This window comes from Lactococcus hircilactis (assembly GCF_009601015.1).
In the GTDB taxonomy this organism is placed as follows: Bacteria; Bacillota; Bacilli; order Lactobacillales; family Streptococcaceae; genus Lactococcus; species Lactococcus hircilactis.
In genome coordinates this window covers 84,360-103,760 of the sequence record NZ_WITJ01000002.1, presented here as the reverse complement: position 1 = coordinate 103,760, position 19,401 = coordinate 84,360, and the positions used below count along the sequence as shown (strand labels likewise).

At 38.1% G+C, this 19,401-nt stretch carries 22 protein-coding genes; 15 read left to right on the top strand and 7 right to left on the bottom strand.

Annotated elements, in window-relative coordinates:
- Positions 1-23: 23 nt before the first annotated feature.
- Entirely contained in the window at positions 24-365 is a 342-nt protein-coding gene (locus GHI93_RS01570; RefSeq protein ID WP_153494966.1) for a hypothetical protein, read from the top strand.
- Positions 366-373: 8 nt separating this feature from the next.
- Here the strand turns inward: GHI93_RS01570 and GHI93_RS01565 are convergent, their stop codons facing one another.
- A complete protein-coding gene (locus GHI93_RS01565; RefSeq protein ID WP_153494964.1) occupies positions 374-595 on the bottom strand; it encodes a hypothetical protein in 222 nt (73 codons plus the stop codon).
- A gap of 10 nt (positions 596-605) precedes the next feature.
- Positions 606-1,010 carry an HIT family protein gene (locus GHI93_RS01560; RefSeq protein ID WP_153494962.1) on the bottom strand — a complete coding sequence of 135 codons (405 nt, stop codon included), beginning with the start codon at positions 1,008-1,010 and terminating at the stop codon, positions 606-608.
- Positions 1,011-1,351: 341 nt separating this feature from the next.
- Between GHI93_RS01560 and GHI93_RS01555 the strand changes: the two genes are divergently transcribed.
- The 3 genes from GHI93_RS01555 to GHI93_RS01545 are packed head-to-tail and all read left to right on the top strand — an operon-like array spanning position 1,352 to position 4,919.
- Entirely contained in the window at positions 1,352-3,139 is a 1,788-nt protein-coding gene (locus GHI93_RS01555; RefSeq protein WP_153494960.1) for a glycerophosphoryl diester phosphodiesterase membrane domain-containing protein, read from the top strand.
- Positions 3,140-3,157: 18 nt separating this feature from the next.
- Positions 3,158-3,904, top strand: a complete 747-nt coding sequence (locus GHI93_RS01550; RefSeq protein ID WP_153494959.1) for an ABC transporter ATP-binding protein — start codon at positions 3,158-3,160, stop codon at positions 3,902-3,904.
- Positions 3,897-4,919: an ABC transporter permease gene (locus GHI93_RS01545; RefSeq protein ID WP_153494957.1), complete on the top strand. Its 1,023-nt coding sequence runs from the start codon at positions 3,897-3,899 to the stop codon at positions 4,917-4,919. Before GHI93_RS01550 ends, GHI93_RS01545 begins: the two co-directional genes overlap by 8 nt.
- A gap of 88 nt (positions 4,920-5,007) precedes the next feature.
- Here GHI93_RS01545 and GHI93_RS01540 read toward each other — a convergent pair whose 3' ends face one another.
- On the bottom strand, positions 5,008-5,640 hold the full coding sequence (locus GHI93_RS01540) for a copper homeostasis protein CutC (protein WP_153494955.1): 633 nt from the start codon (positions 5,638-5,640) through the stop codon (positions 5,008-5,010).
- A gap of 48 nt (positions 5,641-5,688) precedes the next feature.
- On the opposite strand from GHI93_RS01540, the gene GHI93_RS01535 reads away from it, so the two are divergent.
- Positions 5,689-6,510 carry a putative RNA methyltransferase gene (locus GHI93_RS01535; RefSeq protein WP_153494953.1) on the top strand — a complete coding sequence of 274 codons (822 nt, stop codon included), beginning with the start codon at positions 5,689-5,691 and terminating at the stop codon, positions 6,508-6,510.
- Positions 6,511-6,535: 25 nt separating this feature from the next.
- Here the strand turns inward: GHI93_RS01535 and GHI93_RS01530 are convergent, their stop codons facing one another.
- The gene (locus tag GHI93_RS01530; RefSeq protein ID WP_153494951.1) at positions 6,536-6,817 is read right to left on the bottom strand and encodes a DUF3270 family protein; all 282 of its coding nucleotides are present in this window, start codon (positions 6,815-6,817) and stop codon (positions 6,536-6,538) included.
- A gap of 221 nt (positions 6,818-7,038) precedes the next feature.
- On the opposite strand from GHI93_RS01530, the gene GHI93_RS01525 reads away from it, so the two are divergent.
- The 5 genes from GHI93_RS01525 (at position 7,039) to GHI93_RS01505 (ending at position 11,726) form a co-directional block, all read left to right on the top strand.
- On the top strand, positions 7,039-7,968 hold the full coding sequence (locus GHI93_RS01525; RefSeq protein ID WP_153494949.1) for a peptidase U32 family protein: 930 nt from the start codon (positions 7,039-7,041) through the stop codon (positions 7,966-7,968).
- Between the two features lie 109 nt (positions 7,969-8,077).
- Positions 8,078-8,752, top strand: a complete 675-nt coding sequence (locus GHI93_RS01520) for a nucleotidyltransferase family protein (RefSeq protein WP_153494948.1) — start codon at positions 8,078-8,080, stop codon at positions 8,750-8,752.
- On the top strand, positions 8,742-9,419 hold the full coding sequence (locus tag GHI93_RS01515; RefSeq protein WP_153494946.1) for a Type 1 glutamine amidotransferase-like domain-containing protein: 678 nt from the start codon (positions 8,742-8,744) through the stop codon (positions 9,417-9,419). Before GHI93_RS01520 ends, GHI93_RS01515 begins: the two co-directional genes overlap by 11 nt.
- Before the next feature lie 193 nt (positions 9,420-9,612).
- On the top strand, positions 9,613-10,911 hold the full coding sequence (locus tag GHI93_RS01510; protein WP_153494944.1) for a peptidase U32 family protein: 1,299 nt from the start codon (positions 9,613-9,615) through the stop codon (positions 10,909-10,911).
- An 83-nt stretch (positions 10,912-10,994) separates the two neighbouring features.
- On the top strand, positions 10,995-11,726 hold the full coding sequence (locus tag GHI93_RS01505; protein ID WP_153494943.1) for a transcriptional regulator: 732 nt from the start codon (positions 10,995-10,997) through the stop codon (positions 11,724-11,726).
- A gap of 28 nt (positions 11,727-11,754) precedes the next feature.
- On the opposite strand, the gene GHI93_RS01500 is transcribed toward GHI93_RS01505, so the two are convergent.
- The 3 genes from GHI93_RS01500 to GHI93_RS01490 are packed head-to-tail and all read right to left on the bottom strand — an operon-like array spanning position 11,755 to position 13,453.
- Positions 11,755-11,997, bottom strand: coding sequence for a hypothetical protein (locus GHI93_RS01500; RefSeq protein WP_153494941.1), 243 nt, complete (start codon positions 11,995-11,997; stop codon positions 11,755-11,757).
- Positions 11,990-13,066, bottom strand: a complete 1,077-nt coding sequence (gene recF / locus GHI93_RS01495; protein WP_153494939.1) for a DNA replication/repair protein RecF — start codon at positions 13,064-13,066, stop codon at positions 11,990-11,992. Before recF ends, GHI93_RS01500 begins: the two co-directional genes overlap by 8 nt.
- A gap of 24 nt (positions 13,067-13,090) precedes the next feature.
- A complete protein-coding gene (locus GHI93_RS01490; protein WP_153494938.1) occupies positions 13,091-13,453 on the bottom strand; it encodes an RNA-binding S4 domain-containing protein in 363 nt (120 codons plus the stop codon).
- A 164-nt stretch (positions 13,454-13,617) separates the two neighbouring features.
- Between GHI93_RS01490 and yfmF the strand changes: the two genes are divergently transcribed.
- The 5 genes from yfmF to hisS all read left to right on the top strand — a co-directional run bounded on the left by yfmF (position 13,618) and on the right by hisS (position 19,366).
- The gene (gene yfmF, locus GHI93_RS01485) at positions 13,618-14,889 is read left to right on the top strand and encodes an EF-P 5-aminopentanol modification-associated protein YfmF (RefSeq protein ID WP_343030293.1); all 1,272 of its coding nucleotides are present in this window, start codon (positions 13,618-13,620) and stop codon (positions 14,887-14,889) included.
- Between the two features lie 17 nt (positions 14,890-14,906).
- Positions 14,907-16,205: an EF-P 5-aminopentanol modification-associated protein YfmH gene (yfmH, locus tag GHI93_RS01480; RefSeq protein WP_153494937.1), complete on the top strand. Its 1,299-nt coding sequence runs from the start codon at positions 14,907-14,909 to the stop codon at positions 16,203-16,205.
- 79 nt (positions 16,206-16,284) lie between these two features.
- Complete coding sequence (locus GHI93_RS01475) at positions 16,285-17,199, top strand: helix-turn-helix domain-containing protein (protein ID WP_153494935.1); 915 nt, start codon at positions 16,285-16,287, stop codon at positions 17,197-17,199.
- A gap of 26 nt (positions 17,200-17,225) precedes the next feature.
- A complete protein-coding gene (gene pgsA, locus GHI93_RS01470; RefSeq protein WP_153494933.1) occupies positions 17,226-17,774 on the top strand; it encodes a CDP-diacylglycerol--glycerol-3-phosphate 3-phosphatidyltransferase in 549 nt (182 codons plus the stop codon).
- 299 nt (positions 17,775-18,073) lie between these two features.
- Entirely contained in the window at positions 18,074-19,366 is a 1,293-nt protein-coding gene (gene hisS, locus GHI93_RS01465) for a histidine--tRNA ligase (RefSeq protein ID WP_153494931.1), read from the top strand.
- Positions 19,367-19,401 lie beyond the last annotated feature (35 nt).

Genomic DNA, 19,401 nt, shown 5'->3' with positions numbered 1-19,401 from the left:
GTCTTAAAGTGTTAAAATAAGACATGGTTATTTTTATCTGGTTATTTACAACGGTCGTTTTTGGAGTGGTCTATCTCTTTCAGATCCTCCATTTAAATTTATTAGGATTACAGCTCATCGCCCTTTTGATTTTATATGTTAGTTTTCGAGAGAGTAAAAACAATCACTATTGGCGTATTTTTGCGATGGACGTCATCATGTTTTTTGTAGTCCTGATTTTATATCACTCACATCACACCTTTACTTACATCAATCCAAATGATGTTGAAAAATTAATTTTGATCATCTTAAGTATAATCATCGCACAGTGTGTTGGGATATTTTGGGGAAGACAATTTTACAAACACAATAAAAAAACGGATTGATGAAGCAATCAATTCGTTTTTTCTTTTATGTCCGAGAGAAGTTCGTTTATTTTATCAATCCGAGGTTGAGCTGAAATTTTAAATTCCTCAATTTTTTTTTGAAGAGCAACGCCTGTTTTTTCTGCTGCACGACCCTCTATTTGAACACGATTCACATTCGTTTTGACGGCATCAATATTTTCTGAAAGCTCTGTTACAAGCACTTTCATCTCTTTAAAAAAATCAGTCATGGTTTCTCCTTTAGTTTGATTCTGTGATTTGTTTTGCAATCTCAGCTAAATCGTAATCATGTGCAGTGAACTCTCCCACAAATCCATCCGCTTCTCCATAACGTGGAATCAGATGAATATGTGTGTGAAAAACAGTTTGCCCTGCAATGGATTCATTATTTTGCAAGATATTCATCCCTTTTGCGTGCATTTTTTCTACAATGATATTTGCAAGTGCTGGGACTTTTGAAAAAAGCAATGCAGCCTCCTCAGGACTTGAAGCCAAAAGATTTCTAACATGTTTTTTAGGGACAAGAAGTGTATGTCCTTTTGTTGTTTGCGTGATATCAAGAAAAGCGACCACATCCTCATCTTCATAAACCTTTGTACTCGGAATTTCTCCAGCAATAATTTTGCAAAAAATACAATCTTCCATTTTATCCCCTCCAATAAGCTCAAAGTTCTGCTTTAGAAAATTTAAGCAATGTATGATACTTTGATTATAGTATAAATCACTAAAAATTCATAGTCAGAATGTTAGAAACGCTTTCAAATTTTCTTGTTTTGCCCTAAAATAGTAATTGAATGACAGTTTAGTGCTTTAATTTGATATAATAGAGTGCGCGCAAATAAAAAGTGTCAAGAAAGCGAAATTTTTGAACCTGCTTGCAAGAAACCAAAATTCCTTCTTTCTTGCCTCTTTTTGAGCGATTTGCGCTTGCCTCTTGAGATAATAAGTAAAAACAAAATGAAAAACTCAAAAGAAGGGAGTGGGTCATGTTAAGAAAAAATTTTTATCGTCTCTTTGAGTTCATTTTTAAATCTGTTAAGGAATGTTCAAAGTTTTGGTTTGAATATCTTTTTCTATTTGTTGGTACGACGATGGGGATTGTTTTAGTCATCATTCCACTTTTAGAAGCGATATCAGGAATCATCATGCGCTTAAGCGGTATTCCTTATCTGTCGTATAATAATTTAGGAGATTTGATTCAACATCATTTTTTTGGTGTGATTGGACTGTTTTTGGTTTTGATGCTGCTCATCTTTTTGGTTGCGGTTCAGTTTATTATTCAGTTCCAAGGCATTCGATTGATTCAATTAAGAACGCTAACATTTAAAAAATTATGCAGCGCGGTTTTTGCTTCCATTCAGCGTCTGAATTTACAGCAGTTAGTCTTTTTCTTCTTTTACTTTCTTTTGATTCTCCCTTTTGGTCGTTATGTTTTTAGCACACCTTTGCTCTCCAAAATCAAACTTCCTGTTTTCACTCTTGAATTTTTCTTAAAAAGCTGGCAAAATATCGTGATGCTGCTCTTATTTTACGCCATCACATTTTGGATGAGTTCGCGCTTGATTTTGACGCTTCCACTTTTGATTTTAAAAGGACTTCCATTAAAAAAAGCCATCAAAGAAAGTGTGACACGCACAAAAGGAGTCAAAAATTTTATCAAAATTTCGCTATATTTTGGAACGATTGGGTTATTCAGCGTTATTTTTCAGGGCATGTTCTTTCTTTTTGGGTATCTGATTCAGCGGTTTATGGATCAGACGTCCTTTGCATTAGCCAGTGCAACACTCTTATTGGATGTGATTTGGATTGGAAGTTCGATTGTTTCTACCTTAAGTATGGTCATTCTTTTTAGTTTCTTAATTCGTGAGGCGCAGGTGGATGATCTAAAATCGTTTGACATGACTGGGAAATCACCACGGAGTCGAAGAAAATACAAAGTGATTTTTTTGAGTTCAGCTCTGATCCTTTTTGCTTTAGTGAGTTGGACGTATGTAGAAGGTTTTTTGGATACCATCCCAAAAACGATTTCTCATCGTGGGGTTAATGATGAAAATGGCGTACAAAATACCATTCCAGCGCTAGAAGCAACAGCAAAGTTGAAACCTGATGCTGTCGAAATTGATATTCAAGAAACGAAAGATCATCAGTTTGTTGTTTTTCATGATCCGACACTTAAGGATCTCGCTGGAATAAACAAGCGCCCTCAAGAGCTAACGTTAGCGCAATTAAAAGAGACTGTAGTATCTGAAAATGGAAAAAGAGCGTTGATTCCGAGTTTAGATGATTATTTATCTGCAGCTGAAAAAATACATCAAAAATTATTGGTTGAGATTAAAACTTCTCCTTTAGATTCAAAAAATATGGTTCAAAATTTCAGTAGAAAATACGGGAACAGATTATTAAAAGATCAAGACATGATTCATTCACTCAGTTATCCTGCGCTAGTTGAGGAGCAAAAAATTAATCCTAAAATTCCGGTGAGTTTTATTTTACCGTTCAATCTTCTTTTTCCACAAACCAAAATGTCGGCTTACACAATGGAAGCCACGACGCTTGATAGTCATTTTGTGGATCAAGCACATGCGAATCATCAAAAAGTCTTTGCATGGACGGTGAATGAAGAAGATGATATGAGAGAACAGATGTTTAATGGCGTTGATGGGATTATCACAGATGATTTGACAGGGTTAAAAGAGGTGATTGCACAGGATGAAAATCATCCAAGTTATGCCCAACGGATCTTGAAAATGGTCTATATCATTACATCAGAATAAAAGTGAAAAGAGGAAAAAATGTTAAAAGTTAAAAATCTTACCGGTGGATATTTTGGAAATCCTGTCTTAAAAGATGTGAATTTTGAAATCAACGATGGTGAATTAGTTGGATTAATTGGACTTAATGGTGCTGGAAAATCGACGACAATTCAGGAGATTATTGGACTGTTGACACCCTATTCTGGACTGATTGAGCTTGATGGAATGACACTTTTGCAAGATCTTTATGCGTATCGTAAAAAAATTGGATTTATTCCAGAAACGCCAAGTCTGTATGAAGAATTAACTTTACGTGAACATCTTGAAGTGACTGCTTTGGCTTATGGCATTCCTGAGGATGTCGCAATGGCGCGTGCTCAAAAATTACTTGAGACATTTCGATTGAGTGATAAATTAGAGTGGTTTCCGATTAATTTTTCAAAAGGAATGAAGCAAAAAGTGATGATTATCTGTGCTTTTTTGATTGAGCCTTCACTTTATATCATTGATGAACCTTTTATGGGACTTGATCCGCTTGCGATTCAGGATTTAATTGATCTGATGTTAGAAATGAAAAAAAATGGAAGTTCGATTTTAATGAGTACGCATATTTTGTCAACAGCAGAAAAATTTTGTGATAAATTCGTTGTGTTGCATGAAGGACGAGTGATTGCTTTTGGTACGATGGATGAGTTACGCCAACACTTTGGAAATGAATCTGCTTCGTTGGATGAAATCTATTTGGCATTGACCCAGCAAGCAAAAGCAGGTGCTGAGCATGAATGAGATTTTTAAAAAGCGAAGAGCCCAATTTTATGCGCAGAATTTGAAATATTTGCGCTATGTTTTTAATGATCATTTTACGTTATTTTTGGTTATTTTACTAGGCGCTTTAGCCATTCAGTATGCGCAGTTTTTACAATCGCACACACTAAATGGCTTTGAAAAGGGACTTGTGATGTGCGTTGTGAGTCTGATTGCGTTGATTCCTGGGCGTTTGGCGACCTTTTTTGAAGCAGCAGATCAGGTGTTTTTGCTTGTTCGTGAGCAAGAAATTAAGCAAAATTTAAAACAAAGTTTCTTACGTTCGATGATTTTACCTGCACTAGTGAGTGTGATTTTGGTATTTGTTTCGAGTCCGTTACTTTTATTTCCAATTTGGGTTTTGATGCTTTGGTTTCTCTTATTATTGGGATTAAAAAGTAGTATTTTTGCGTATCGACTTAAAAAATGGCAAAATCGAGGACTTTTAAATTGGCGTGCGATGATTGCATATGAGGAAAATCGAAAAGTTGTGATTTTACGTTTTTTTGCTCTGTTTACTACGGTGAAGGGATTAAAATCACACAGTCATCGTCGGAAATACTTGGATTTCTTACTTCCTAAAACGCGTCGGACGTATGAATATGCGCTCTCAAGAAGTTTTTTAAGAAGTGGTGATTACCTTGCTTTGACGGTGCGTTTGACAGTGCTTTCTATTTTGGCATTGATCTTTGTGGACAATGCCATTCTTGCGGTGATTCTGGTTTGTGTTTTCAATGCGTTATTGATGTTTCAGTTGGTTGCACTTCGTGATGCGTTGGATTATCAGCTTTTGGCACGACTTTATCCCATAAAAAAAGGATCACAAGCGAGCGCTGTGAAACGAATTTTGTTTCGCGTGCTTGTCGGCATGACAGGACTTCAAGTGATTTTTGGACTTGTTTTTCTTACAAATCGTTTGGATCTCATAATTATCTTACTTGTGAATGGCGTCCTTGCGAAATTCTATTTGAGTAGTAGATTAAAAAATAAGTTTTAACGAAAATGGATTTTGCTTGTGATTTTACAGAATTCTCGGAGGATAAAAAAAGAGCACTGCGCTCTTTTTTTGATGTTTTATAAGGAGATCAAATGATTTTGCTGCCGTGAACGTAGGTGGTATCGCACGCTTTAGCGAGTTTTTCAAAGTTGTCTTTAGTTACCCCTCCTCCAATCATGAGGGAAATTTTTCCACGTGATGCGCGCGTGAGTGATTTGATAGCACTAATATTAAGCGCGTGATCAAGAGAATCACCGTGTAACAGAATTTTTTCAACACCGAGTGTTGCAAGCTGAGTGATCGCATTGATTTGCTTTGCTTTAGGGATTTCATCAAAAGCCATGTGGAAAGTGACGGGAAGTCCTTGTGAGGCAATCAAAAGCGTCTCCATTGCTTCACTATCAATTTCATTTGTCTTGGTGAGACAGCCAAAAACGAGCGCATCTGCGCCTGCTTCAATGGCTTTTAAAATGTCCGTTTCCATGATTTTGAGCTCATAAGGATCATAAACAAAATCGCCAGAACGAGGTCGAATCATCACAGCAAGGGTTGTTTTTGCGTTGTTTTGGGCGAGAAAATGATGAGCTTCTTGAATGACACCATAAGAGGGTGTGGTTCCTCCAACAGCGAGATTATCACAAAGTTCAATGCGTTCAACGCCTTTTTTGATTGCTTTTGGAATGGAGGTAAAATTTTCGACACAAAGTTCGCGAATGATCATGATGACTTCCTTCTTTTCTTTTTTCTTATTTTATTATAACATAGGGTTATGCTTAAGAAAATTGAAAAATCTGAGCGCTTTTTATCAAAGCGTCCTCATGTGCTGCGTTGTCCGATTTGCCACTTGGAAGTGGTACTTGATGGAAGTGCGTTAAGGTGCGAAAATCGACATACTTTCAATCTCAATAAAAAGGGTTACGTCAACTTTTTACAACAAAAACCAGATACCTTACACTATACAAGAAAGATGTTTGAGCCTAGACGACGCTTGATTGAGTCTGGAATGTATTTGTCAGTACTGACAGAAATCGAAAAAGAGGTGGTCAGTGGAAATTTGCTAGATGTGGGAACAGGTGAAGGGACTTTTTTGCATCTGCTTTGTCATCAGGGAGATAAGTATGGTTTTGATTTAGCAAAAGATGGGATTGAAATGGCAACAGAACTTGGAATCTCCGGATTTTTAAGTCTGTCAGATCTGACGAACTTACCTTTTTTGGATGGCGTGTTTTCGACAATTCTTAATATTTTTACACCGTCCAATTATCGTGAATTTAAGCGTGTGTTAGCTGATGATGGGGTTATTTTAAAAGTAGTTCCGGATCGTTTTTATTTGAGGGAATTGCGTGAAGTGTATGGGATTCCTTTGGATTATGATAATCAGGCGGTCATTGATCGATTTGTACAGGAATTTCCAAACTGTGAGCGAAAAGAAATAAAGACCATTTTTGAGATTCATGAAGCTTTACGCGACGATTTTTTGGAAATGAGTCCACTGGAGTGGGCAGTATCAAAGGAAGTAAAAGAAAAAGCGCATCAAGCACCGCCTTGTTTTGCAACGATTCATGTGGTACTTTTAATCGCACGAAAATAAAAACGACAGTAATGTCGTTTTTTAATTATCTTAAAACATGTTTAATCATTTTGGAGAGGCCTCTTTTGCAGAGTAAAAATAAGCTTAGGGAAACAAGAAATGCGACAGGAACAGCAATAGGGGCTGTCAGTACTGACAAAAGAGCATAAATGATGATTGCTAATAAAATCGAAAAAAGGGCGACATTCACAAAGAATGTGAGCTCAGACACACGCTTTTCTAAATTTGTTTTTCCTTTAAATTGAGTTTCTGAATAATCATAGTAGGTTTGTTTTTCATAGAAGTCTTTTAAATTTCTTAATTCCATCGCGTTTTCTTAACTTTCGTAATTATTGTTCCTTATATTATAGTATAAAAAGAATACCAATAAATTTCAAAATGGTTTCTTGTGTTACAAAAAAGTTTCTTTTTGATGAACTTTAGTTGAAGTTGAAGCATGTGATCTTTTACTAAAGATGATATAATAGAAATCGAATATTCTGTCTCATGTGAGTCTCAATTTTATTAAAAAGAAAGAAATAAATCAGAATGATTAAAATTATTGCAACAGTGGAGAATTTAAGACAAGCAGAAGAATTATTAGATGCAGGGGTCGATCAATTGAACATTGGTGAAGCGGAGTTTGGACTACGCACACCAGCGGCACTTTCTTATGATGAAATTGCCAAGATCACAGTCTTAGCACATCAACGACAGAAAACAGTGATGGTGGCAGTGAACGCACTCATGCACGTGGAAATGATGGAAAAAATAAAATCCTTTCTTGATTTTCTTCAAAAAATTGGCGTGGATCAAATTTCAGTGGGAGATGCTGGTGTGATTTTTGTGTTGCAGCGTGATGGATACACGTTACCGTTTGTTTATGACGCTTCCACATTGGTCACTTCTGCTCGTCAGGTCAATTTTTGGGCGGAACAGGGGGCTGTTGGTGCTGTGTTGGCTCGTGAATTACCTAAAGCTGAGCTGGAAGAATTGATTAAAGAGGTGAAAATTCCTGTTGAACTTTTGGTTTATGGTGCGACGGTCATTCATCATAGTAAACGCCCATTATTACAAAATTATTTCAATTTTATTAAAACAGACAGTCAAAAAGAAGGAAAAAATCGCGAAGCGAGTCATTTTATTTCTGAACCAAAAGATGAACAGACGCATTATAGTATTTTTGAGGACAGACACGGGACTCATATTTTTGCAAATGATGATGTAAACATGATGACAGAGCTTGGCAGTCTTTTTGCGATGGGGTTTGAGACGTGGAAATTAGACGGTATTTTTACGCGCGATCATCGATTTGTCGAAATCGTAGCCTTATTTGTTGAGGCTAAAAATTTAATTTTAGAAGGAAAATTTGACTTCCAAGCTGCAACACGACTTGATGAAGCGGTAAGAAAAATGCATCCTTTTGGACGCACGGTGTCACACGGATTTTATGACTATGACCCCACTCAAATCAAGTAAAAAAGTTTTGTCAGTACTGACAGAAGTAAAAATCGCTAAAACATGGTATGATGAGTAAAAAAATAAGGACTGTTTACGATGTGAGCAGATTTTTGTGGAGGTGTTTTTGATGAGAGGATATTGTGAAACATCCGATGAGCATTTTATTTTTCATGTAGAGCATCCTAATGCTTATGAGCAGGAAAATCTGATTACAGCGCTATTTGTTGAAGAAAAAAAGGGTCATTTTTTAAAACGTTATGATGCAGATATGACGCACGCGTTTGTTTTTGAAAAGGATAAAAAACAGGTGGCAGAAAATTTTTCACGACTTTGTACGTCCATGTTTTCAACGCCTGAAAATTGGCGAGAAGATCTGAAAAAATTTGCAAAAAAAGCGCTTGAATATCACATTGAGTGGTATGTTACAGGTTCTGTTTCAGATGCAGTTTATGGGGTGGAAATTGAGCCGCATGATTTGGATATTGCCGTGCATACGCGCGATTTTTTCAAGGTAAAAGAATGCTTTAAAAACGAGGTGGTTGAGCCATTTGTAGATAATCATGGCACATGGATTGCACGTTATTTTGGACGGCTCTGTCTGGGTGCTGGTGTGATTGATATTGTTGCAGATGAGAGCAGAAATTCGGAAAATAAAGCATACGAAAAAGTAATGTGGGAGGGATTTGAACTTTTGGTAGAGCCTTTTCAAGTCCGTTATGAAACAGAACTGCTTCGTCAAAGAAAAGAGCGTATCGCAGCGTTTGAAAAGTTTTTAGAGGGAAAAAGTACAGATGAAAAATAAGATGCACGCACAAGCAGTGATGCTTTTGAGTGGTGGAAGTCGTGCGCGGGGATTTTTGTTTCCTGCACTCATCACGGATTTTCAAAAAATTCTCGAAGGAAAGAAAAATTTAGTCGCAATCAGCGCAAGTCGTAATGCTGTCAAAACTGATGCGGCATTTTATGGGACAAAAGAGAGCTTGAGTGTGAAAGATCAATTTGCCTCAACGGGAATTGAGGACTTTTTCTTGTTGGACAGTCGCGTTTCACCTCAAAAAGCGCAGGAAAAAATACGCCATGCGGACGTGATTTATTTAATGGGCGGAGATCCATTGTTTTTGCTTGAATTTTTGAAAAATGAAGGCTATGATGCGCTGTTGCAGGATTTTACAGGTGTGTTCATTGGATTGTCAGCAGGGGCAATGGCACTTGCTAAGCACGCCTTTTACTCTGCAGATGAGGAAATTCCACACTCATTTTTCTATCCTGCATTGGGGATTTGTGATCTGAGTTGTGATCCTCATTTTGAGGCGGATGAAAAACGGATCGAAAATACGAAAGTGATGGCACAAACGCACGACATTATTGGCCTTGAAAATGATGCTTGTGTGATGCTTCATGCCGATGGGACGCTCCAAACTTTTGGAAGAGTTCACTTTTTTTATGCGTCTGAAAAAGAGAAACATTAAAGAAGGTCTTGAAATGTCAAATGTGTTTGACTAAGAGGACAATGGGAAAAGAAGGAAAAATCCTGTAAAATAAATAGAGAACAAGTTTTGGTTGTTAAATTCAGTGCATGGGGATTTAACTAGAGAATGTTTCATCAACAACATTCTAACCCTTTCAAAATACTTACTATCTTGAAAATAGAAGGAATATCAAATGCAAAAAAAATTGACACGTCCAGAGGTGCTTGCACCTGCTGGTACTTTAGAGAAGCTAAAAGTTGCGATTCAATATGGTGCGGATGCGGTTTATATTGGAGGACAAGCTTATGGCTTGCGCTCGCGTGCTGGAAACTTCTCATTTGAAGAAATGGCTGAAGGTGTGGCTTTTGCCAACGCCCACCACGCCAAAATCTATGTGGCTGCAAATATGGTAACGCACGAGGGAAATGAAAATGGTGCTGGTGCGTGGTTTAGAAAGCTGCGAGACATCGGAATTTCAGCAGTGATCGTCTCTGATCCAGCCTTGATTGCGATTGCAGCCAGTGAGGCACCGGGCTTGGCGATTCATCTGTCAACCCAAGCGAGTGCGACGAATTTTGAAACGCTTGAATTTTGGCGACGCCTCGGGCTTGAGCGAGTCGTTTTGGCGCGTGAAGTGTCAATGGAGGAGCTTTCTGAAATCCGCAAACACACTGCTGTAGAAATCGAAGCTTTTGTCCATGGCGCAATGTGCATTTCGTATTCTGGTCGTTGTGTATTGTCCAACTATATGAGTTTACGAGATGCGAATCGTGGCGGGTGTTCACAATCTTGTCGTTGGAAATACGATCTTTATGATTTGCCTTATGGAAGCGAACGTCACTCCATCACAGGAGAAATTCCTGAAGCTTTTTCGATGTCGGCTGTTGATATGAGCATGATTGATCATATTCCTGATTTGATTGAAAATGGGGTCAATTCACTAAAAATTGAAGGTCGCATGAAATCCATTCATTATGTTTCTACGGTTGCGATGACGTATAAAAAAGCGGTTGATGCCTATCTGGAAAGTAAAGAAACGTTTGAAGCCATTAAACCTGCCTTAGTTGACGAGCTGTGGAAAGTCGCACAACGTGAGCTGGACACAGGATTTTATTATGGCATTCCTGACGAGCATAAGCAACTTTTTGGTGCACGACGCAAAATTCCAGAATATAAATTTGTAGGAGAAGTTGTTGATTTCGATGCTGCAACGATGGTCGCAACCATTCGCCAACGCAATGTCATCATGGAAGGGGACACGATTGAATTTTACGGTCCAGGATTTCGGCATGTGGACACAGTGATCCACAATCTTCGACTTGCACAAACCGATGAGCGCATTGATCGTGCGAAAAATCCAATGGAGCTGCTTCATATTGACGTGCCATTTGCAGTGAGCGTAGGTGATATGATCCGAAAATCTGGTGCAGGATTAATAAATTTATACGATCAAAAAACGGGCGAAACAAAAACTGTTCGCGCACGTGCTTAAACTAATTTCTGTCAGTACTGACAGATTTTTTTTGATATTTATGGTTAAATAGTAGTGAGATAAAAATAAGAAAAGAAGAAAAAATGAAAAAAATTGGAATTTATTTTGGAACATTTGCTCCGATGCACATTGGACACCTGCATCAAGTTTATAAGTCAGCGTTTGAAAATGACGAAGTACTCCTTGTCGTATCAGGCTATGACAATGATCGCGGAGATAAAATTCATTTGCCACTCGATCAGCGTCTGTCAGTACTGACAGATTTTTTCTCAGATGAACCTCATATTCATGTGAGAAAATTAGACGAAAATGATCTTCCGCCCATGCCAAATGGGTGGAATGAATGGAGTGCACGGTTGTTTCAGTTGATTGATGCGCTGGATAATGGCCCGTTTCTTGCGACTTTTTACGTTGGAGAGCCTGAATATGTTGTGGAACTTGAAAAACGATTTCCCAAAAATGAAAACAAGTATCACGTAAAAATCTCAGATCGCACGGCTATCCCGATTTCTGCAACAAAAATCCGTCAGGCACCGCATCAGTATTGGGATCAGATCATCCCTGCTTTTCACCCCTTTTTCGCTCAAACGGTGCTTGTCAGTGCTGAGCAAGCAACAACACTTTGTCAGCGGCTAGAAAAAATATGTCCAAATTCTGGATTAACTTTTGTCAGCGCTGATGAACATCCAAAACAGTCCTCTGCTGATTTTGTACTTCAATTGCAGGCTCAATCTTTGATGGATGCGTTTTATGAAGCCATCGATGCGATCAATGAAAAAACACACCTGCAACTTTTGCGGCTCAAAAATGAGTAACTCCCCCATTTTTTCAAAACAAAAGCACTCAAAATTCATCATTTTTTGAGTGCTTTTGTAGTTCGTCATAGCAGGATTGTTTTTTCGAAAGTAGAAAATCAAGCTGATGTTGAAGTGTCTGAAGTTGCGCACGAATGCTACGTTCATGCGCTACAAGTATCGAGATCTGAGGAATAATCCCTGCGCGTCCTTGAGATGTTAACGCTAAAAATTCCGTCGCATCACTGCCAAGTGTGCTCAAAAGTTGCGCGTGCATTTCATTTTCAATCATTTTTAGAAATTTTTCCTCTCTCAACGGTAAAGCGTGCAAGATCATGCGGCATATTTTTGAGATGTTCAAGCGATGTCGTCGTAATAAAAGTCTGCGTTTTTCCAAGACTCGTCTGAATCAAATCCAGCTGACGCGTATGATCAAGCTCACTCATGACATCATCTAAAAGTAAGATCGGGTATTCTCCCGTCTCCTCAAAAATCAAATCAATCTCTGCTAACTTCACTGACAATGCAACCGTCCGTTGCTGTCCTTGCGATCCAAAGTCCGCCACATTTCTGTCATTAATGACAAACGTTAAATCATCTCTGTGCGGGCCGACACTGGTCTGATGTCGAAAACGATCCAATTCATGCCGCTCTGTCAGCGCTGACAGAAAGTCATTTTTCACATTTTTCTCATAAATCAGCGTTAATCTTTCTTTACCATGAGTCAATTGCGCATGAACCGCTTGCGCGTAAGTCCCTAATTTTTCGATAAAGGTCGCGCGCTCAGCAATCAATTTTTCCCCATGTATCACTAACTGCTCATCTAATACCGCCAAAAGTTGTGGATCAATCTTACTTGCATCAAATTTTAAATACGCATTACGCTCCTTTAAAGCACGATTATAACGCACACTATCATACAAATAAACCGGACGAATTTGCCCCAATTCCATGTCCATAAAACGTCGTCTCACACTTGGCGCACCCTTAACTAAATCCAAATTTTCAGGCGCAAACATAATCAAATTTAACTGACCAATATAATCTGCCAAACGATTTTCTTTCAAATGATTCGCTTTTGCGATCCGCCCTTTTGAATTTAAAGTGACTTCAAGTGGCACACGTCCCTCATTTTTTTCAACCACTCCAGAAACACGCAGTTCCGACTCAGACCATCGAATTAATTCCTTATCGTGACTCGTTCGATGAGAGCGTGTCAACGCTAAAAAATAAATCGCCTCAAGAATATTCGTCTTCCCTTGCGCATTTTCCCCCAAAAAAAGATTGAGTTGCGGATGAAAATCAAGGGACAACTGCTCATAATTTCTAAAATTTGTCAGTTGAATCTGATTCAATTTCATAATCGTTCCTCAAAATTCTAAAACTCAACGCCGACCAGGAAATCGTGGGGCCACTTTTTTTGCTGGTTTTGAAGCTTTATTTTCTTCGTTCATTTTTTTTACTAAAGCAGCCACCCGCATTTTTTCTTCCTTTTGTGCCACGTGCTCAGCCATCTCTTCCTTGGAGGCAAGGCAAAATGTGACTGCCACATCAAGAGATGGAATTTCAAGGAGATCTCCCTCCCAGCATTTTTTACCCCGCCGAGTTTCAGGAGTATGGTTATAAAAAACATCTCCCTCGTGCGCTGCTAAAAAAGCTTTTGCTTGACCGCCAGTAGCAATCAGTCCTAATTCTTTGAGCAATTTTCCCAAAGTAATGTATTCTTCAAATAAAATATAGTTTTGCATAATCCAATTTTAACACAATTTTGATAGAATCGTGCATGTATTTTTCCGATAATTTGATATAATAGTACTTACCATCAAAAGAGTAAAAAAAATGGCAGTCGTTAAAGGATATTCAAACGATTTTGTCAAAAATGAACTCAAAAAAATTATGAAAGTGAAAAAAAGTGACCAGCTATTTATGCGCCAAAGGGGTGTCCCTTCACATCATCAAAGCAACAAAATTTAAAACCGTAAAAATCATGATTCGTTTTCGAGAAAAAATTCAACAAGATCACCTCGCAAAGCGCGTTTTAATCTCGAATATGCTCGAATCAACGAATCAAGTTTATCCTACAGGACGTGCATTTTCACTTCAACTTTCTAAAATGTATGGTGCGTCATTTACAACAGGAGTTTCCAAAAAAGGCAATCAACACCTCTTAACCCTCAGTATGAGCGTCGTAAATCCACACTACGTCAACGAAAATACGGTGTTAGATGCACTTCAATTCATCAAAACAGCGCTATTTCAACCAGATATTACTTCAGAAGCGTTTAATCCTGATGTTTTTAAAAGAGAACAAATCAATCTCATCCACTACCTCGAAGCGATGAATGATGATCGTTCTTATTTTGCAAGTAAACAACTTTCAAAACTATTTTTCACAGACAAAAATCAAGCACTTCCAAGCATTGCTACAGTGGATTTATTAAAAAAAGAAACCGCAGCATCCGTCTATCACTACTATCAAGAAATGCTCACAAACAACGCCATTGATTGCTTTGTTTTAGGAGATATCGATGAAGCGCAAATCAAAGCCGCGTTTGACACTTATCCTTTAGCCGATCGAAAAAGCAATCCAGATGTCTTTTATCAACAAGAAATTAGAGAAAAGCCCATTGAAGTGATTGAAAAAAAAGAAGTTGCCCAATCGCTCTTGCAACTCGGATTTCATCTTCCTGTCACTTATGGCGATAAAAACTACCTCAGCTTACAAGTGATGAATGGCCTTTTAGGTGGTTTTTCACACTCCAAACTTTTTGCTAATGTCCGAGAAAAAGAAAGTTTAGCATACTCCATTTCATCGACCTTTGATTCATTTTCCAACTTTTTTAAAATCTCTGCAGGCATTGATGCACAAAATCTTGAAAGAACAAAAGCACTCATTTTTGAGCAACTTAACGCCATCAAAAACGGTGATTTTTCAGATCAAGAATTAGAGCAAACCAAAACCATGCTTCGCAACAGTTACTATATCGGACAAGATTCTCCATCAAACACGATCGAACTTGAATTTGTAAAAGCACTCATCCCTAGCCGACAGATGGAACTTGAGGATTTTATCACTGCACTTCAGCACGTCAGCAAAAAAAGTATTCAAGAAGTTGCTCAAAGTTTGACCTATCAAACGTTATATTTCATGCAAGGGCAGTCCTTAGTGCTCAACCAAGACTAAAAAAAGAGAAGCAAAAAATGAAAGAACAAAACTATCCCCAAGCAGGAGAGCGATTATTTCACTCCACACTTGAAAACGGATTAACCGTTTATTACCTCCCCAAAGCAGACTACAATCGGACCTATGGCTTATTTACTACCAATTTTGGCTCTTTAGATACACGCTTTATTGCACCAGGATCAAAAAAAATGAGTCATTTTCAAGAAGGCATTGCCCACTTTTTAGAACACAAACTTTTTGAAAAAAAAGAGGGAGATGTCATGTACAAATTTGGTGCATTAGGTGCTCAAACGAATGCTTTCACCAGTTTTTCACGAACATCCTATTTATTTTCGACGCGTGAAAATAGTTTTGAGTGTACGGAATTATTACTTGATTTTGTTCAAGACCCTTATTTTACAAAAGAAAATGTCGAAAAAGAACAAGGCATCATCCAACAAGAAATCCAAATGTATCAAGATGATAGCGATTGGCAACTTTTTGCAGGATTATTGAGTCACATGTACCCAGATACCCCCCTTGCACAAGACATTGCGGGCACCCCAGAATCCATCAATGCAATCACAGCAGAAGATCTGTATCAAAACTATGAAATTTTTTATCATCCCTCAAACATGACCTTATTTTTGACAGGACCATTTGATGTTTCAAAAATGGATGATTTTGTGAGAAACAATCAAGCTCAAAAGCATTATACAAAAAAAGAACCGATTGAGCGGATGGCGCTTGAGCAAACGAAAGTTAAATCAGGAGCAACAAAAACACTTGATGTCGCGATGCCAAAACTCGCTTTAGGATTGAGAGGAGATGATCGTCTTGCTACAGATTCACGGACTTTGATGCGTTATAAACTCTCACTTTCGCTCTTTTTAGATTTGATTATTGGAAGAACAAGCAAGCGCTATGAGACATTATATAATGCACACGAGATTGATGATACGTTTGGTTTTAGTTTTGATCTGGATAAACGCTTTCATTTCTTTTCAATCACTGGAGATACAAAAAATCCAAAAAAATTGAGTGAAACTTTGCAAGAAGCGATAAAAAGTTATAAAATAGATAGTGATTTTAATGCTGCGCATCTCGAATTATTGAAACGTGACATGTTAGGAGAATATTTTAGCGCACTCAACTCATTAGAATACATCGCAAATCAATTTTCGACAGAACGGTATGATGAGATCAATTTCTTTGATCTTCCAGAAATTCTTTCTGAGTTGACGCTTGAAATCATCTCAAAACATGTTGATTCATTCATTGCAGAGATGAAAGTCGTAGAATATACCATCCTTTCTCAATCCTCTGAAATGAATTAAAAATAAAAAACGATACGTTAAAAAAATCTGAACAGTAATAATAAAAAATCCATGTGCAGCACAAAAGTGAAAGGGGGACATGGTGTCAATAAAAACAATCGGACGCGTCCTAAAAGAAAGACGAACAGAACTCGGACTTGGACTCACAGAAGCAGAAACATTTACTAAAATACAAAAATTATACATCGTAGCCTTAGAAACAGATGATTACAAAGCACTTCCAGGTGAATTTTATGTGAAGGCTTATCTCAAACAATATGCTGAAAAATTAGGTTTAAATGCGGATAAAATCATTGAAGCATACGAAGAAGGAAAAGGAATCACTGTAGAAGATAAGGCTGATTTTCAAGAAACCTATCGTTTTGTAAAACCAAGTGAGCGTGTGGAGCCTGAAGAAGAAGAGACCATCAAAGACTGGCATTATTATCTTCCAATCATTGCCCTTACAGGAGGCGCTATTTTAATCATGGTCGCTGTCTTTCTTGCAGTACTCCTTAATAAACCACAGACGCCTTCCTTTTTACAATCTAATTATGCTTATTCAACCTCATCAACGCATAAAAAAACAAATCGTTCCACTCAAGCTGTACCCAGTCAGAGTACAGCGCCAAGTAGTAGTGCGCCGAGCGAGGATTTAGCCATTACCAGCAGCTCAAATAATACCATGAATGTGACATTGACGAATGCTAAAACACCAGTCAAAGTGGTTTTTACAGGAAACGATCAATCCAATGTCTGGACCTTAGTTCGGAATTCCGATATGGATACTTCGGGGGTTACGATTACTCCTGATCATGAGCAAGTGACAGCGACACTTGCAAGCGATGCGACCACATCAATGATTACGCTTGGCCGACGCTCTAATCTAGCGATGACCATCAACGATAAATCAGTGGATCTATCAAAGTTTACAAATCAAATGGGACCCTACACGATTAATCTGACCATTCAAGCGACAACAGGGCAAAGTACGCCAGCGGATACGCATCAATAAAATAAATAAACAAAAGGAAATTCAAAATGAAAAAAAAATTACCAAATCAATTAACGATGGCACGGATTTTCATGATTCCACTTTTTTTAATCGTTCTTTATTTGCCTCACGGCGAAAAAATTGGTGCAACATTCCTGAGTTGGATAATTGCAGCGCTTATTTTTGCTGTCGCTTCCTTTACCGATTGGTTGGATGGTCACTTGGCAAGAAAGTGGAAAGTAGTTTCAAATTTTGGGAAATTTGCAGATCCTTTAGCAGATAAGATGTTGACGATGGTAGCTTTTGTGATGCTTGTCACCTTAAACCTTGCACCAGCTTGGGTTGTTGCCATTATTGTTTGTCGTGAACTTGCAGTGACAGGCTTGCGTTTGCTCTTAGTGGAGCAAGGAGGAACGGTGCTCGCAGCAGCCATGCCAGGAAAAATCAAGACGTTTACACAAATGCTTTCAATTATTTTTCTCTTAATCGGAGATCCGATTTATTTGGGAACGATTTTACTGTATATTTGTCTAATTTTCACGATCTATTCTGGGTATGATTATTTCAAAAATGCGAAAGTGAAATGGGAATTTTAAATCTTAAAAAGAAAAAATAAAAAGTCGAAAAAACGACTTTTTTGATCCATTTTTTCTTGATTTAATCAGAGATTTACGTTAAAATAAAAGTATAGAGAGCGATGATGGTGCAAATTCGCAAAATGAAACGTGACATGAATCGGTGGCTCCGTTATCGCTAATCAAAGGCTCTGTTGACAGAGCGAATTTAGGTGGTACAGCGTTCATTGGCGCCCTAAGGCTTTTAGCTTTAGGGTGCTTTTTTAAACCATCCTTAATTATAGAAAGTATTACGTTTTATTGATCAGAAAGGAAATCTAATGAAATTACAAAAACCCAAAGGGACAGCTGATGTTTTGCCTATTGATTCAGCAAAATGGCAATATCTTGAAGAAATGGCACGTGCTGTTTTTAGTGATTACAATTTTAAAGAAATTCGTACACCACTGTTTGAATCCTATGAATTATTTAGTCGAGCAACGGGTGAGACGAGTGATATTGTGACAAAAGAAATGTACGATTTTATGGATAAAGGGGGACGTCACATTGCACTACGTCCAGAAGGAACGGCTTCTGCGGTACGTGCTTATATTGAAAATAAACTTTACGCTCCAGAAGTGTTAAAGCCTGTAAAACTCTGGTATGATGCAGCGATGTTTCGCTATGAACAACCTCAGTCAGGGCGCTTACGAGAATTTCATCAATTTGGTGTGGAGTGTTTAGGCGTTAAAAATCCAGCAGTGGATGTTGAAGTAATTGCGATGGCAGACAGTTATTTCCGCCAATTGGGGGTTTCTGGGATTTCCTTACATCTGAATACTTTAGGGGATTTGGAAAGTAGAAAAGCATATCGTGAGGCTTTGATTGATTATTTAACACCGTTTGAGTCAAAACTCTCACAGGACAGTCAGCGTCGATTGCACGAAAATCCGTTACGGGTCTTGGATTCTAAAGAACCTGAGGATATTGAGATTGTCAAAAATGCACCCTCAATTTTGGATCATCTCACGCAAGCTTCAGAGCACTATTTTGCTCAAGTCAAACGGTTACTTGAAAAACTTGAGATAGATTATGTCGTGGATAAAAATATGGTCCGTGGACTTGATTATTATAACGATACGATTTTTGAATTTGTCGTAACGATTGATCAAAAGGAATTGACAGTCTGTGGTGGGGGACGGTATGATCGCTTAGTGGAGTATTTTGATGGTCCTGAAACGCCCGCTTTTGGTTTTGGACTTGGAATTGAGCGACTCCTGATGGTTGCACAAGCGCAAGAAATTGACTTTATGCAAGAGGATGGATTAGACGTTTATGTTGCCGTAATGGGAGAAGAAGCTAATCTTGAAGCAAGTCGATTGGTTGAGCGTTTACGCGAACAAGCTTTTAAAGTGGAACGTGATTTTTCAAATCGTAAATTACCAGCACAATTTAAAACTGCTGAGAAGATGAACGCGGATCTTATTATTGTGCTTGGAGAAGAAGAGGTCTCAACTGGGAATGTAACAGTAAAACACAATAAGACCAGAAAAGAAGTGAAGACAACGTTGAGTGCAATTTACGATGGATTTGCTCCTGTTTTTGAAGCCCTTTATGTAGAGGAAGAATTTTAAAAGCAGTGAGAAAAAAACGAGCCGCTTAAAAATGA

Coding starts and splice junctions, on each gene's coding strand:
- GHI93_RS01570 (WP_153494966.1), top strand. CDS start 24: ATGGTTATTTTTATCTGGTTATTTACAACGGTCGTTTTTGGAGTGGTC.
- GHI93_RS01565 (WP_153494964.1), bottom strand. CDS start 595: ATGACTGATTTTTTTAAAGAGATGAAAGTGCTTGTAACAGAGCTTTCA.
- GHI93_RS01560 (WP_153494962.1), bottom strand. CDS start 1,010: ATGGAAGATTGTATTTTTTGCAAAATTATTGCTGGAGAAATTCCGAGT.
- GHI93_RS01555 (WP_153494960.1), top strand. CDS start 1,352: ATGTTAAGAAAAAATTTTTATCGTCTCTTTGAGTTCATTTTTAAATCT.
- GHI93_RS01550 (WP_153494959.1), top strand. CDS start 3,158: ATGTTAAAAGTTAAAAATCTTACCGGTGGATATTTTGGAAATCCTGTC.
- GHI93_RS01545 (WP_153494957.1), top strand. CDS start 3,897: ATGAATGAGATTTTTAAAAAGCGAAGAGCCCAATTTTATGCGCAGAAT.
- GHI93_RS01540 (WP_153494955.1), bottom strand. CDS start 5,640: ATGATCATTCGCGAACTTTGTGTCGAAAATTTTACCTCCATTCCAAAA.
- GHI93_RS01535 (WP_153494953.1), top strand. CDS start 5,689: ATGCTTAAGAAAATTGAAAAATCTGAGCGCTTTTTATCAAAGCGTCCT.
- GHI93_RS01530 (WP_153494951.1), bottom strand. CDS start 6,817: ATGGAATTAAGAAATTTAAAAGACTTCTATGAAAAACAAACCTACTAT.
- GHI93_RS01525 (WP_153494949.1), top strand. CDS start 7,039: ATGATTAAAATTATTGCAACAGTGGAGAATTTAAGACAAGCAGAAGAA.
- GHI93_RS01520 (WP_153494948.1), top strand. CDS start 8,078: ATGAGAGGATATTGTGAAACATCCGATGAGCATTTTATTTTTCATGTA.
- GHI93_RS01515 (WP_153494946.1), top strand. CDS start 8,742: ATGAAAAATAAGATGCACGCACAAGCAGTGATGCTTTTGAGTGGTGGA.
- GHI93_RS01510 (WP_153494944.1), top strand. CDS start 9,613: ATGCAAAAAAAATTGACACGTCCAGAGGTGCTTGCACCTGCTGGTACT.
- GHI93_RS01505 (WP_153494943.1), top strand. CDS start 10,995: ATGAAAAAAATTGGAATTTATTTTGGAACATTTGCTCCGATGCACATT.
- GHI93_RS01500 (WP_153494941.1), bottom strand. CDS start 11,997: ATGATTGAAAATGAAATGCACGCGCAACTTTTGAGCACACTTGGCAGT.
- recF (WP_153494939.1), bottom strand. CDS start 13,066: ATGAAATTGAATCAGATTCAACTGACAAATTTTAGAAATTATGAGCAG.
- GHI93_RS01490 (WP_153494938.1), bottom strand. CDS start 13,453: ATGCAAAACTATATTTTATTTGAAGAATACATTACTTTGGGAAAATTG.
- yfmH (WP_153494937.1), top strand. CDS start 14,907: ATGAAAGAACAAAACTATCCCCAAGCAGGAGAGCGATTATTTCACTCC.
- GHI93_RS01475 (WP_153494935.1), top strand. CDS start 16,285: ATGGTGTCAATAAAAACAATCGGACGCGTCCTAAAAGAAAGACGAACA.
- pgsA (WP_153494933.1), top strand. CDS start 17,226: ATGAAAAAAAAATTACCAAATCAATTAACGATGGCACGGATTTTCATG.
- hisS (WP_153494931.1), top strand. CDS start 18,074: ATGAAATTACAAAAACCCAAAGGGACAGCTGATGTTTTGCCTATTGAT.